Annotated in this window: 12 protein-coding genes; 4 read left to right on the forward strand and 8 right to left on the reverse strand. The window is 39.0% G+C overall.

Annotation, left to right across the window (positions count from 1 at the left end):
• Positions 1 to 29: 29 nt before the first annotated feature.
• From ACZ8ZH_RS10915 to uvrB, 6 genes are all read right to left on the reverse strand, one after another.
• A complete protein-coding gene (locus ACZ8ZH_RS10915; RefSeq protein ID WP_119063631.1) occupies positions 30 to 710 on the reverse strand; it encodes a hypothetical protein in 681 nt (226 codons plus the stop codon).
• Positions 711 to 718: 8 nt separating this feature from the next.
• On the reverse strand, positions 719 to 1,468 hold the full coding sequence (locus tag ACZ8ZH_RS10920) for an MFS transporter (protein WP_416332346.1): 750 nt from the start codon (positions 1,466 to 1,468) through the stop codon (positions 719 to 721).
• Positions 1,469 to 1,719: 251 nt separating this feature from the next.
• A complete protein-coding gene (locus tag ACZ8ZH_RS10925) occupies positions 1,720 to 3,177 on the reverse strand; it encodes a glyceraldehyde-3-phosphate dehydrogenase (RefSeq protein WP_086210867.1) in 1,458 nt (485 codons plus the stop codon).
• 323 nt (positions 3,178 to 3,500) lie between these two features.
• Entirely contained in the window at positions 3,501 to 4,436 is a 936-nt protein-coding gene (rarD, locus tag ACZ8ZH_RS10930; RefSeq protein WP_086210866.1) for an EamA family transporter RarD, read from the reverse strand.
• A 156-nt stretch (positions 4,437 to 4,592) separates the two neighbouring features.
• On the reverse strand, positions 4,593 to 5,177 hold the full coding sequence (locus ACZ8ZH_RS10935) for a lipocalin family protein (RefSeq protein WP_119063632.1): 585 nt from the start codon (positions 5,175 to 5,177) through the stop codon (positions 4,593 to 4,595).
• A 103-nt stretch (positions 5,178 to 5,280) separates the two neighbouring features.
• Positions 5,281 to 7,302 (reverse strand): excinuclease ABC subunit UvrB, encoded by a 2,022-nt coding sequence (gene uvrB, locus ACZ8ZH_RS10940; protein ID WP_119063693.1) that lies wholly within the window; start codon positions 7,300 to 7,302, stop codon positions 5,281 to 5,283.
• Between the two features lie 175 nt (positions 7,303 to 7,477).
• Here uvrB and ACZ8ZH_RS10945 point away from each other — a divergent pair, with 175 nt between their 5' ends.
• The 3 genes from ACZ8ZH_RS10945 (at position 7,478) to ACZ8ZH_RS10955 (ending at position 11,754) form a co-directional block, all read left to right on the forward strand.
• On the forward strand, positions 7,478 to 8,269 hold the full coding sequence (locus tag ACZ8ZH_RS10945) for an A1S_2505 family phage non-structural protein (RefSeq protein WP_110975889.1): 792 nt from the start codon (positions 7,478 to 7,480) through the stop codon (positions 8,267 to 8,269).
• A 191-nt stretch (positions 8,270 to 8,460) separates the two neighbouring features.
• Positions 8,461 to 9,903, forward strand: coding sequence for a sensor domain-containing diguanylate cyclase (locus ACZ8ZH_RS10950; RefSeq protein ID WP_086210863.1), 1,443 nt, complete (start codon positions 8,461 to 8,463; stop codon positions 9,901 to 9,903).
• Between the two features lie 465 nt (positions 9,904 to 10,368).
• Positions 10,369 to 11,754: a CmpA/NrtA family ABC transporter substrate-binding protein gene (locus tag ACZ8ZH_RS10955; protein WP_470247729.1), complete on the forward strand. Its 1,386-nt coding sequence runs from the start codon at positions 10,369 to 10,371 to the stop codon at positions 11,752 to 11,754.
• A 181-nt stretch (positions 11,755 to 11,935) separates the two neighbouring features.
• Here ACZ8ZH_RS10955 and ACZ8ZH_RS10960 read toward each other — a convergent pair whose 3' ends face one another.
• Positions 11,936 to 12,115, reverse strand: a complete 180-nt coding sequence (locus ACZ8ZH_RS10960) for a hypothetical protein (protein ID WP_062032428.1) — start codon at positions 12,113 to 12,115, stop codon at positions 11,936 to 11,938.
• A gap of 216 nt (positions 12,116 to 12,331) precedes the next feature.
• Here ACZ8ZH_RS10960 and ACZ8ZH_RS10965 point away from each other — a divergent pair, with 216 nt between their 5' ends.
• Entirely contained in the window at positions 12,332 to 13,558 is a 1,227-nt protein-coding gene (locus ACZ8ZH_RS10965) for a pyridoxal phosphate-dependent aminotransferase (protein WP_119063633.1), read from the forward strand.
• Positions 13,559 to 13,633: 75 nt separating this feature from the next.
• On the opposite strand, the gene ACZ8ZH_RS10970 is transcribed toward ACZ8ZH_RS10965, so the two are convergent.
• On the reverse strand, positions 13,634 to 14,962 hold the full coding sequence (locus tag ACZ8ZH_RS10970; protein WP_119063634.1) for an MATE family efflux transporter: 1,329 nt from the start codon (positions 14,960 to 14,962) through the stop codon (positions 13,634 to 13,636).
• Positions 14,963 to 14,985 lie beyond the last annotated feature (23 nt).

Raw genomic sequence — 14,985 nt, forward strand, 5'->3', positions numbered from 1 at the left:
AACACCACCAATGATTGGTGGTGTTTTCTTTATGGATGAATATTCTTCACAGGTAGTGTCATATTCATCTCCAAGCTCGCTGTCGTACTCCGCTCCGTGTTATACATGGTGGCATTGAAGCTTGCTATTTTTCGCATAGTCATTGGATCATTCAAATTAAGCTGTGGCGCAAACTGATGCAACACATGCAGTCGTACTTGCTCATTGAACTCAAAATAAACCAAGCCATTAAACATAATTTTGATCGGAATCTGATAGTCTTGCTTTAAATGAAATGGCACAGCCAGTTTAATCGGAATATCCAAAGTGAGTGGAAACTTAGGCAACAGTTTATTCTGATAAATTAAATCCGTATTGGTCTCCAACGGCATGTTTTGATCAATAAGCACCTCGGTTTGATAATCAACCGATACAGAAACAGGTACTTCTACTTCGAACTCCAAATTTGCCAAATATTTTCCATGTAAAGGCAAATTAATTTTTTGATCAATTTTCAGTTGCGTATCTAAAGTTCCAACAGATTGAGTTTCTAAATAATTACCGACTTGTATTTTTGTCGGTAAAGAGTCTGACAGTTGAATTTGTGCCTCATTTGCAGACACTTGCATACTGGCTTGAATATTCAGGTACAACCAAAACAGCGCACCCGCCAAAATGACAACGCACACAAAACTCAAGACAAGTCGCTTCGCGGACTGGAATATCCACATACTCCCTCCTATGGCTTCACGTGTTCTTGAGATAGAGGTTTTGCACGCAGTAATTGCAAACTATTGAGTGGAATCTTCAACTCCCCCTGCTTAATTTGAATTGGCAATGTATTTTGCACATCCACCGAAGCTTTCAATGCCGTTTTAATAGGAACGTTTAAATGCCCTTGTATTGGAATATTGGTCTTAACCACTGTATTTACTGGAATATGTAGATTTTCTTTCAGTACAGTTTTCACAGGTGCATCAAATTTGAGGTGTACTTGCTGTTCCAGTGGCACATCAATATGAATTGGAACATCCAACTGAATAGGAATATTACCTTTTAAAGGCAAAGTTACATCTCGTCCCATGACTTTCACCTGCACCTTGGTATCCACAGGCATACTCTGATTAATTTTCAAGATTTCACGCACTGGAATGCTGGTTTTGATCGGGACTTGATTATCAAAATACACACGTGGTGTCAGAGTTTGGGTCAGTGGAATATTCAGGTTTTCTCGGATCGGAATTTCAGCATTCACACGCCCTGTCACATCCACATCTAAAGCGTCATGAATTTTGACCTCAGCTTGTAAAGGCTCTTGTAGATCAATACTGACTTTTTGATTTTCTAAGGGAATATAGATATTAAAGTGTTTAAACATCCAAATAGCGATGAATACACCACACATGGTTGCTAACACAATAAATACCAATCCACTGAGCAGGTGTTTCACTTGCAAAGTCAAATTCCTTTTTTTATTTTGATTCTTCATCTGACAAGTCTAATCCTTTTGTCAGCCCAGTCTGTTTACAGGTCATCCCAACCTGACTCGATAAATATATAAATGTCTATTTCGATAAAAACGTTCCAATTATTCTAAGTAAATAAGTCAGAATTAAGCATTGGCAACTCTTACCATGAAATTCAATACTTATGCCAATCCTGACATATATGTACAAACTTTATAAATCAGCAAGTAAAAAAAGAGCCTCATATGAGGCTCTTTTTGATCACTACTACAAATTATGCATTTGTTTCAGTAGGAATTTTAGGATAGCTTACGCCACCCATTTGCTCTGCAATACGTAATACTTGGCAGCTATAACCTACTTCGTTATCGTACCAAACATACGCAGTTAAACGGTTGCCCGAAGTAATGGTTGCTTGCGCATCAAATACACCAGCAGTACGCGAACCGATAAAGTCAGATGATACAACTTCAGTCGAGTTGGTATAACCGATCTGACCTTGAAGGCTTGAGCTGATTGAGATTTTACGAATGTATTCGTTCACTTCATCACGATCAACTTCTTTGTCTAAAGTTAAATTTAGAATCGCAAGTGAAACGTTTGGTGTTGGAACACGTACAGAGTTACCTGTCAGTTTACCTTGCAGTGCTGGAAGTGCTTTAGCAACCGCTTTAGCCGCACCAGTTTCAGTAATTACCATGTTCAATGTTGCAGCACGACCACGGCGGTCTGCTTTATGGTAGTTGTCAATTAAGTTCTGGTCATTTGTGAATGAGTGAACTGTTTCAACGTGACCATTCAACACTGTGTATTTGTCATGTAGTACTTTAAGTGTTGGTGTAATCGCGTTTGTAGTACAACTTGCAGCTGAGATGATTTTGTCTTCATCAAGAATGTCTGCTTGGTTCACACCAAATACCACGTTCTTCATGTCACCTTTACCAGGTGCAGTTAGAATTACACGTGCAGCACCAGGACATTTAAGGTGTTGAGCAAGACCTTCTGCATCACGCCATTTACCCGTGTTGTCAATCACAAGCGCATTGCTGATGCCATAATCAGTGTAGTCAACTTCAGATGGGTTAGAGGCATAAATCACTTTGATGAATTGACCATTTGCAATAATTGCTTCGTTTTCTTCATCAACAGAAATCGTACCAGAGAAAGGACCATGGATTGAGTCACGGCGTAATAAAGACGCACGTTTTTCTAAATCACCATCAGAAGACTTACGAACCACAATCGCTTTTAAGTTCAAGCCACGTCCAAGGCCAGACTGACCAATCATTAAACGCGCAAGAATACGACCAATACGACCAAAACCGTAAAGTACAACGTCACGGCCTTCTACAGAAGTTGGGCGACCTTCTACAGATTTAACTGCTGCTGCAACAAATGCATCAACATCGCCACCTTGTTCTTTGAAAGCAACGGCTAATTTGCCTAGATCAATTTCAGCAGTACCAATATTTTCAATTTTAGCGAGCGCTTCAAGAATGGGGAATGTATGCACAACTGAAAGCTCAACGTCCATCATACGTGTGAAACGGTGTGCTTTTAAAATTTGAATTACTGAACGGTTAACTAAAGAACGTCCAAACACTGAAACTACAATATTTTTTTCACGGTAAAGCTGACCGATCAAAGCGATCATTTGTTCTGCGATTTCTTCACGGTTTTTCCAGCGACCTTGGTGTTCTGCGTGTAGGGCGATGATAGTCTCTTTGCTCACAGATACGTCCTCTAATTAATTTAATCTAAGCATAAATTTCAAAACCCAACAATTGTAAAGGATTTAGTGCCAAGTTTGAATCGAAAGCTGTAAATGCATGATGTTTTTTATCGTATATTCATTATTAATTTCAGAAATGATTGAATTTAGTCCAATGATTTTTCAGTAGAAAAATCTAAAACTAATTTTTTTAAATAGAAAATAAACAGTTACACAAATGATGTTTTATCAAACAGTCAACTATTCTTAAAGAGCAATAGACAAATAAGAGACTTAGTCATCGTCCAAATTCCAGCACAATAGCAACATCAAACATAATCAGATCAGTCTGGATGCTGCTGTTTTTCAAAATGCTCAATATTTCGCTCGAGTTGTTTTTTATTTTGCTGTTGTTTATATAAATGCAGAGTGCCTTCAATAATCAGCAACAAAACAGCAAACCAGATAGGAATATAGGTGAACCACTCACCCGCCTCAACACGCTCACCCATCGTAATGGATGCACCAGCTAACAGCACTGGTTCTAAATAACTCAGCAAACCAAAAATCACAAAAGGTAAATAACGACTTGCTAAAATATAACTTCCCAAGCCCATCGCACTTAGAAAACCTAAACCAATGACAGCAAGAATAAGATGCGGAAACTGCTGCATCAACATTAAACTATCACTCTGTACAAATCCTAAATAAAATGCGACAGGGAGAATTAAACACAGATCCCACCAGAAGCCCCCCAAATGATCTGTTTTACAAACACGGCGCAAGAAGAAATACAAAGGATAAGCCACAGCAACATAGACTGTTTCCCATGCCATACTGCCAATACGCCAAATTTCATGTCCAACCCCAAGTACAGCAAAAGCGACCGCAACCATTTGCCAGCGGGATAGCTTTTCCTTGTAAAGGATGCAACCAACCAATACCATGACCAAAGGCAGTAAAAAATAGCCGAGTGACACTTGTAAGCCACGACCATTCATCGGCCCCCATAAAAACAGCCATAGTTGGGTTGTACATAAAAACGAACTGAATAATAACCATGCAATCATCCATGGTTGTTTAAAAATACGCTTAAATAACTCAATGATCAGTTTTAAGTCACCACTCCACCACATAAATGCCGTTAAAAAAGGAAGTGTGGCAAACATACGCCAAGCAAAGGTTTGCTCACTATCTAAAGGTTTTAGAAAAAAGGTATAAAAATATAACACCCCAAAAGTGACGGATGCTAAAACTGATAATGCAACACCTTTATACATCCTTCACTCCATATACATTGTGGGCAACTTTAAATTCGACCAATTATAAAGCTTTCATCCAAATAAAGCTTTATTATTCAAGTTTTAATAGGCTTAAAATAATGCCTAGAAGTAAAAAAGCCATGCTTCCGCATGGCTTAGACAATACTATCAATTTTACTTTAGCAGCTGTTTGGTATGGATTAAATCATTTAAGTCATAGCCTACCGACTTAGCATATTCCAAGTATTCATTAATAACTTTAGGATCTGCTTGCGGTGTACGAGAAAGCACCCACATATATTTGCGACGTGGCTCACCTACAAGCACTGTTTGATAGTCATCATCAATTTTTAAAATCCAATAATCCCCACGCGCCACAGGCAACCACCGCACAGCCTCAGGTAAAAAACTCACTTTCAACTTACTGTTAAAAGGTGGGTTTTGTACAAATGCCTCACCTATCGACTGCATCAGCTTGCCATCTTGAGCATAACAGCGGTTATCGACACTGACATTGCCATTTTCATTGAGTGTATAAATCGCTGAGACATTAGTTCCGCATTTATTTTGGAAATACATAGGCTTACGCGCTATTTCATACCATACTCCCAAATAACGATCCAATTCGATCTTATCCACCACAGCTAAAGGCTTACTTTGAGCATAAGCCATGGTTGCCATACCTAAGCCCACCAGAACAGCACCACCTACAGCAATTTTGGCAAGGGTAAAACCCGCCTTGGGAAGATTTGCAGACATAAACTGTACCTTTAATATTTCAGAATTTATGATCTAAAAATAAACATCTCTTTAAAAAATAATGCTTTCTGCCCAAATTACTGTAGCGTTATGTAAATATAGACTAAGCCAAAAGCTGCGATTTTAAACGCAAAATTTCATCGCGTAGTCGCGCAGCTTGCTCAAACTGTAACTCTTTAGAGGCTTTGAGCATTTCTTTTTCCAACTTGCTTAAGTGTTTCGCAAGAAGTTTTGGATCAGACAATAAATGCTGTTCGTCTGCACTGAGTGTCTGATGTTGATCGGCAATATTGCTCTCAACTTGCTCATCCGTCAGTACTTCACCTGTATCAATATCCTTTTTATTTTGTCGAATGGTACTACGTGGAATAATGCCATGCAGTTGATTAAACGCCATTTGTTTTTGACGACGACGTTCCGTTTCATCAATGGCTTTTTGCATAGAGTCGGTGATACGGTCTGCATATAAAATAGCCTTACCTTTTACATTACGGGCTGCCCGACCAATGGTTTGAATCAAAGACCGTTCAGAACGTAAAAAGCCTTCTTTATCAGCATCCAAGATAGCGACCAAAGAGACTTCTGGCATGTCCAAGCCTTCACGTAGTAAGTTAATCCCGACAAGCACATCGTAGACACCTGAACGTAAGTCATGAATGATTTTCACTCGCTCAACAGTGTCAATATCTGAGTGTAGATAAGCCACCTTCACTCCATATTCTTTCAAATACGAGCTTAGATCCTCTGCCATACGTTTGGTTAAAGTCGTCACTAACACACGCTCATCGAGATCTTTACGGATATTGATCTCAGACAACACATCATCCACTTGAGTCAGTACTGGACGCACTTCAATTTCGGGGTCAATCAGACCTGTAGGACGAACCACCTGTTCAGCCACCTGTTCGGCTTTTTCAAGCTCGTATTTGGCTGGTGTTGCACTGACATAAATCGTTGCTGGGGTAATCCGTTCCCACTCTTCAAACTGCATTGGGCGGTTATCTAAAGCACTAGGAAGACGGAAACCATAATTCACCAAGTTTTCTTTACGCGAACGGTCACCTTTATACATCGCGCCAATTTGCGGTACAGTCACATGCGACTCATCAATAATCAGTAAGGCGTCATCAGGGACATAATCGAACAAAGTTGGTGGTGCTTCACCCGCAGGCCGTCCTGACAAATGCCGTGAATAGTTTTCAATACCGTTGGTATAGCCCAACTGCTGCATCATTTCCAAGTCATAGCGGGTGCGTTGCTCAATTCGCTGTGCTTCAAGCAATTTGTCATGGGCACGAAAGAAACCTAAACGCTCTTTTAATTCTTCACGAATCGTGCCGATGGCGCGTTCTAAATTATCTTTCGGTGTTACATAGTGGCTTTTTGGATAAATAGTTACACGCGGAACTTTACGTACCAGTTTGCCTGTCAGCGGGTCAAACCAGCGAATCGAATCCACTTCATCATCAAACAACTCAATCCGAATTGCATGTTGATCTGATTCCGCTGGGAAAATATCAATAATTTCACCGCGGATACGATAAGTACCACGTAAAAACTCAAGTTCATTGCGACTATATTGCATTTCCACCAAACGACGGATGATATCATCACGTGCAATACGGTCTCCCTGCACAATATGTAGCAACATGCTCATATAGGCATTGGGGTCACCCAAACCATAAATAGCAGAAACTGAAGCAACAATAATTGCGTCGCGACGTTCTAAGAGCGACCGTGTTGCAGATAAACGCATTTGGTCAATGTGGTCATTGATCGCTGAATCTTTTTCAATAAATGTATCTGAAGATGGCACATAGGCTTCAGGTTGGTAATAATCATAATAACTAACAAAATATTCGACAGCATTGTTCGGAAAGAAAGATTTGAACTCACCATAAAGCTGTGCAGCTAAGGTTTTATTATGTGCCATAACAATAGTCGGACGTTGCGTCCGCGCAATCACGTTGGCCATGGTATAGGTTTTACCTGAACCCGTAACTCCAAGTAATAACTGGTCGTGATAGCCCTTTTCTATTCCAGCAACAAGCTTTTCAATAGCTTGCGGCTGATCACCTGCGGGTTGGTAATTGGTGACTAAATCAAAAGGTTGTTTCTCACTCACAGACATATCCCAAGATTTGCTTCTTCAACCAACTATTTTAACAGATTCAATCCCGAGCAAATCTTGCTTTTAAATTTTTAATGTAATTTACTGAAAATATTACAAAGATTTTTCACTTGACCCTCCTCAGTTTCAAGGGCAACATGAAGTGAAGAAGAGCGAAAAATCAGAGCCTATGACTTACCAATATCATGACGAAAGCATCGTCAAAAACTTAGATGAACAGACTGTATTTGTTTTTGGTAGTAACATGGCAGGCCAACATGCAGATGGTGCTGCACGTACCGCACTCGAACATTTTGGGGCGATGAAAGGTGTTGGACGTGGTTGGTCGGGGCAAAGTTATGCCATTCCTACCATGAACGAACACTTACAACAAATGCCGCTCTCACAAATTCAACACTATATTGATGATTTTAAAATCTATACCAAGAATCATCCGAAAATGACTTATTTTCTCACCTCTATCGGCTGTGGTATTGCGGGTTATAAAGTCGAAGAAATTGCTCCCATGTTTAAAGGCATTTCGCATAACGTTATCTTTCCTGCATCATTTCGCCCATTTGTAGAAAGAACACTGCCTCGTCTAAACAAAAAGTTTCTGCATACCATTTTTAACGATGCTGTGATTTTCAGTACCCAAAATGACGACATGCTGGTTCAGCATCTGGCTCTAACTGATAATGAAAAAAGCTTAGCCAAAATTATTCTAAATACTCGGATGTATCCAACGGACAGTAATGGACGTGATCGTGCTTTTGAAATTGAAGATATTTTGCATGTTCTGTCTGGCAAAATATTTGACTTTGAATCAAATGCAGAAGGTTCCATGCTCTTTGGCGGTGTCATTTTAGCGTTGCTTGAACTTTATAATATTAATGAGCAAGACTTTATCGAAGTATGGCAAGGCACCCGAGAAATATCACCGCCTAAACCTGAACACCGTGCACGTAAAACGACACGCTAAATACAAGAATATATTTATTGCAGATTGGAGTCTTGATTGGAGCTATCATAGCTTAACAAGAATTCAATCTAGCAAATTTAATGCCAACTAAATCACAAAATGAATTATAAATCTTTTATTTACCTCACGATTTCAAAAAGAAAAAATAGACTCTATACTACGTTCACTTAAAAATAATTAAGAGCAAAAAAATGGAGATTCTGGATTCTTCAGTTTTCGATTTGTCCCCAATAGCAATGTGGTTAGAAGATTTTAGTGAAGTAAAGCAGCAATTTGAAATCTGGCGACAGCAAGGTGTTGAGAATCTACAAGAGTTTTTACAAGAGGACGAAGCTCGTGTTTTCCTTTGTGCACGTAAAATTAAAATTTTAAAAGTAAATCCCAAAACACTGGAACTATTTGAAGCAGATAATCTGGAGCATCTGCAACAAAATCTAGATCTTGTTTTCAAACAAGACATGGCCAAAACGCATATTCAAGAGCTATCGAGTCTATGGAATGGTCATAATGAATTCATCAGCACAACAGTGAATTACACAATTAAAGGTACCCGATTAGATATTCAGTTACGTGGTACTGTTATACCTGGCTATGAACATGATCTATCTCGTTTACTCATCACCACAGAAGACATCACCTCATATAAAACAGCCTGTCGATTAGAAGAAAAAAACCGACAGTTAGCCGAATCACGTTTTCATTTCTCACCAACCTCACTCTGGGTTGAAGATTTTAGCCGTATCAAAGCGCGGTTAGACCAAGTCCGTCATTTAGGTATAGATGACTTTAAAACCTTTTTAGATGTGCATCATGATTTTATTATGCAGTGTATTCAAGACATTATTATTATTGATGTCAACCAAGCAACCTTAGATTTGTTTGGTGCTGCGGATAAGAATACTTTGCTGAAAAATACCCATAAAATTTTTGCTAAAGAAATGGTGCAAACCTTTAGAGAGCAGTTAATTGAATTATGGAATGGCAATATTCACCATCAGCGCGAAGCCGTAAATTATGCTCTTGATGGCAGTATCCGCCATGTTTTACTGCAATTTACCGTATTCCCAGATTATCGAGATGACTGGAGTATGGTACAAGTTGCTTTGACCGATATAACTGCACGCAAAAAGGCGGAGAACTATTTAGAATACCTAGGCAGACATGATGTTTTAACTAAACTCTACAATCGCTCTTTCTACACCGAGGAAGTAAATCGTTTAGAACGTAGTCCTATCCGACCTGTATCATGTATTTTTCTCGATATGAATGGTCTAAAAGAAGCGAATGATAACTTTGGACATGATGTAGGCGATGGTTTATTACGTCGTGTAGGAAGTATTTTAAATCAGCTTATACAAAACACGCTTTATTCTGCATCCCGTATTGGTGGGGATGAATTGGTGATTCTAATGTCAGGTGCTGATGAAGCTGCTCTACATAACTGCCTACATAGTTTGCATGAACTTATTCATGTCGATAATCAATTCTATTCTAGCCAACCGATTAGTCTGTCTATCGGATCTGCTACCGTCAGAGAGAATGAACGGATTGAGGATATGTTGAAACGCGCAGATCAGCTGATGTACCAACAGAAGAATCAATACTATGCAGACAATGAACGTCGCGCACGTTAATTTTAATCCACACAACTCTTAAAAAATCTTTGTTTCTCATACATTCCCTAAGCCTTATGTAGGAGTTTAAAATTAAACTCCTACATTTTTGATTCACTCGCGTGAAAATGTATAAAAATAATTTTAATCTCCTCACTTAACGCATACTCTTTAAGACCTAATACCCTTGCCATGCACCACCTTGATGCTCTCCCCATTCTATTCAATTCTAAATGTACAAAAATGGGCATGTTTTCTTTCGCTTGCACCAAATACGCTCAAAACACGATGAGATACATACAGTTAGACCAGAAATACTCCCCCCGACTAACAGCCCCTACCCGCCAAATCAAATGCATATATTCACCGTAAACCTATAAGTAGCCTACTACAGTAAAAATAAGATTTTGAATTTCTGTCCTTGGATTTACATTTGGCATCTATATTGCTATTCGAGGACGCTCGAATCACAATAAAATCTGGGAAATGAATGAAAAAGATATTATTAAACAAGGCTTTTTTTATACCCTGCTTGCTTGGTCTCAGTTTTTTACTGGGGGGTGCCAAAAAGAACCTGATCAAGAGACAGCTGCTCAACCTTTAGCTGTTGAAAAAACCAGATTAACCATTGGCTTTGTAAAATTAACCGATATGGCTCCCCTTGCAATTGCAGTTGAAAAGGGATTTTTTAAAGATGAAGGGCTCGAAGTCAAACTTGAAGCACAACCTAGTTGGACTGAACTTTACAAACATGTGCAGAGTGGTGAGCTCGATGCTGCTCATATGCTTGCAGCAATGCCTATAGCATCAATAATAGATACATCCTCAGAAAAAACACCAATCGTTACACCATTCACCCTTTCCTACAATGGTGCCGCCATTACGGTTTCAAATAATGTTTGGAATGAGATGAAAAAAACCGTAGTTATGGAAAATAATCGACCGAAGCACCCCATTAGTGCGAGTAATTTAAAACCTGTGATTGCGGAATATAAGCAACAGCAGAAAATATTTAAATTAGGCATGACTTATCCAATGGGGACACATAACTATATGATTCGCTATTGGTTAGCTGCTGGCGGAATTCATCCGGGCACTTATGATTCTGCACATAATGACACCACAGGAAATACAGGTTCAGATGTAGATTTAACCGTTATTCCACCTCCAGAGATGGTATCAACAATGGTTGAAGGTGTGACATCAGGCTATAGCGTTGGTGAGCCATGGAATCAGAAAGCCGTAAAAAAAGGTTTTGGTGTACCTGTCATCACCTCAGATGCCATTTGGGAAAATGGTTCAGACAAAGTCTTTGGTCTAACTAAAAAATTTACTGAACAAAATCCAACGACTACACTTAAACTGGTTAAAGCTTTAATACGTGCATCAAATTGGCTAGATGAAAATAACGGTGCAAACCGTAAAGAAGCAGCAAAAATTATTGCACAAGATAATTATCTACGTGTCGATGAAGATATTATTATCAATAGTATGACTGGCGTATTTGAGTATGAACAAGGCGATGTTCGACCAGAAAAATCATTTCATACATTCTTCAAGGGACAATATGGCATTCCCTATTATTCAGATGCAGTATGGTGGCTAACACAAATGCGTCGTTGGGGACAAATCAGCACTAGTCAAACAGATCAATGGTACCTAGAAACAGCCCAAAAGGCCTATCGTCCTGATATTTATGTACAAGCTGCGCAAGCATTAATTCAAGAAGGTAAGATGCAGGATACGCAATTTCCAAGCCTAAAAAATAATGCCTTCATCAAAGCTCCTCAAACTAGCGCCCTTGACCACATTGTATTCGACGCAAAACAGCCAAATCAATTCTTGGCTGCATTTAAAATTGGCTACAAATAAATTCTATGTTTATATGTGGTTAGTAAGTATCTGATGATGATTTCTGTACCGATGATCCGTATTGGAATGCATTAACGTTTATGTCTTACTAGCCTCATGATTTCATTTGATATATTTCGTTAAGTGAATAAAAAAAGCCAACGCTACAGCATTGGCTTTTTTATTACACGTTTTTTAAACCTTAGCGTTTACCCATTGAACGGCGTGTACCACGAGGTGGCATCCACGTTCGATCTGCATATTGCTCAGGTTTTGGGCGCACCTGATTATGTGCAACATCATCAGAACTGCCTTCTACGTTCGGCATTGGGAAAGGGAGATTCACCAAAGGTTTTTTTGAAGTAGGCTGTTGCTTACTCATGACCATCACTCTCATCAAATTAGGTTTATTTTAAAGTTTTTTTCTTTGAGATGCGAGAAACTTCCACATTCTGTCAATTTTTGTATTTCGAAACCCAAAATTTAAAAAAAATTATGTTTTTTTCAAAAATTCTGCGTTTTTAAACGCCTTGCTAGAGTTTTTTGAGCTAAGATAGTGTGCTTTTTATTTTTTAATCCCCATAAGAAGGAATATGCCGTGGACGTACGTCTCTCTGATCGTGTAAATGCCATCAAACCGTCCCCAACTCTTGCTGTGACCAACAAAGCTGCTGAATTAAAAGCAGCTGGCAAGAATGTTATTGGCTTGGGCGCAGGTGAACCTGACTTTGACACCCCACAACACATCAAAGATGCAGCAATTGCAGCGATTAACAACGGTTTCACAAAATATACCGCTGTAGATGGTACGCCAGGCCTTAAAAAAGCAATCATTGCAAAATTCAAGCGCGACAATAACCTTGATTATGCAGCAAACCAGATTTTGGTTTCTTGCGGTGGCAAGCAGTCATTCTTTAACTTAGCACTTGCTTTGTTAAACAAAGGTGATGAAGTGATCATCCCTGCACCATTTTGGGTAAGCTACCCAGACATGGTAATCATCGCTGAAGGCGTTCCTGTTATTGTGAAATGTGGCGAAGAACAACGTTTCAAGATCACCCCTGCTCAACTTGAAGCAGCGATCACAGACAAAACACGCTTAGTGGTTTTAAACAGTCCATCAAACCCAACAGGCATGATCTACACTAAAGCTGAATTAGAAGCTTTGGCTGACGTGCTTCGTAAATATCCTGAAGTATATATCGCATCTGACGATATGTACGAACCAATCCGTTGGGATGATGAGTTCTACAACATCGCAACAGTTGCACCAGACCTTTATGACCGTACAATCGTGTTAAACGGTGTGTCTAAAGCGTATGCAATGACTGGCTGGCGTATTGGCTATGCAGCAGGTCCTGCTAAGCTGATTGGCGCAATGAAAAAAATCCAGTCTCAATCAACTTCAAACCCAACTTCAATTTCACAAGTTGCTGCTGAAGCTGCGTTGAATGGGCCTCAAGACGTTCTTGAGCCAATGATTGAAGCATTCAAACGCCGTCATGACTTAGTAGTTAGCGGTTTGAACGACATCAACGGTATTTCTTGCTTACCTGCTGATGGTGCATTCTATGCATATGCAAACATCCGTCCATTGATTCGTGCGAAAGGTTTAAAATCTTGCACAGAATTCTCTGAGTGGTTATTGGAAGAAACTGGTGTAGCCGTAGTTCCTGGTGATGCATTTGGCTTAGGTGGCTTCATGCGTATTTCTTACGCAACTGCTGACGAAGTGCTTGTTGATGCGCTTGCTCGTATCAAGAAAGCTGCTGATTCACTCGAAGGCGTAGATGCTGCGATTGCTTCAATTGCTGCTGAAAAATAATTTAACCCTTTAAAGTTAGATTAGAGAAACCCGCGAACTTCGCGGGTTTTTTATACAAATCTTAAGTGAATTTACTTAGTTTAGATATTTGCGATAGTACAAACAAATCAGACATAAAATTGCTGAACTTGCATAAGCAAAGGTAGCAAAAACCCAAAATGAATGGATACCCATCGAAGGGATATTTATCTCAAAAAAACTCATCGGGTGAAAGGCAAAATACCAACCACCACCCAGCCCAACGACAAGCAACATAAAACTATAAATGAACATTGGAAGCAAAGTGACCTGCCAACAACGTAGTAAATTTACAGCGATCGCAAGCATTGCATCTGCGATGTGAAATAGACAGACCAATACAATCAGTGATGAAACCATAAATGCAACGGATTGATCTGAAGTAAATAAAACAACAAATTGCTTTTGAAATAAAAACAAGCTGAAAGACAAAATTGACGCCACCGTCAACACGATATAAACAGCTTTTTGGCTTAATTGCCAAGCTTGTTCTTGGCGACCTTCTCCAATTTTTATCGACAGTAATATGCTAAATGTTACAATCAGCGCATTAATAACATTAAACAACCAATAACCCGCCACCATCACAATTTGGTTTGCCGATAATGCAATATCCCCTAATGGAACAGCAAGCAATGAAATTGAAGTAAATGCAAAAATATCAATGAAAATAACTATACTTGCAGGGATCCCTATACGTAAAATTTTTATTAAAATGTTAAAGTTGAAAAATGGGGCTTTCCATTGAAGCCGATAGTTTTTATCCATAAGAAAAATATAGAAAGTTATAAATATAATACAATATGCTAAAAATGAAGAAATAAATGCACCATAAACACCGTATGCTTTTAAGCCCCAAAGTGGGATACCAAAGATAAATACACCTGACAAAATCAACTTTGCAATTAGAAATAAAATATTGCCATAAAAAACCAGCTTAGCTTGACCACAAGTCTGTGTCACAATAAAAAAAACACGCAGTAATAATTGAACGGGTATAATAAACATGCTGATCTTTAAACAAACTAAGATCATATCTTTTAATGTTGCATCTGCACCAAGTAAATCGACAATAAAATCAGCATGACTGAGTACACATATACCAAACAGGCCCCAAAGCAATACACTCCATATCCCTTGTTTAACGATCAAATCTATCTGATGTAACTCGCCACTCCCCTTTGCTTCGGCTAAAGTCTGCATCATGCCTTGTAAAAGCCCAAAACCAAAGATAAAGACCATACTATATAAAGATATTGCAATTGCTAAGACTGCCACATGTTTTGCACTAAAATGCGATAAATACAGCGTATCGACCAAGCCACTGACCGCAATTGTCACATTCCCTAATAATAAAGGAATAAATAAATCCCAAAATTTTTTCATTATTAAACCAAGACGTTTCTCTA

The organism is Acinetobacter sp. SW-226, from assembly GCF_055632855.1.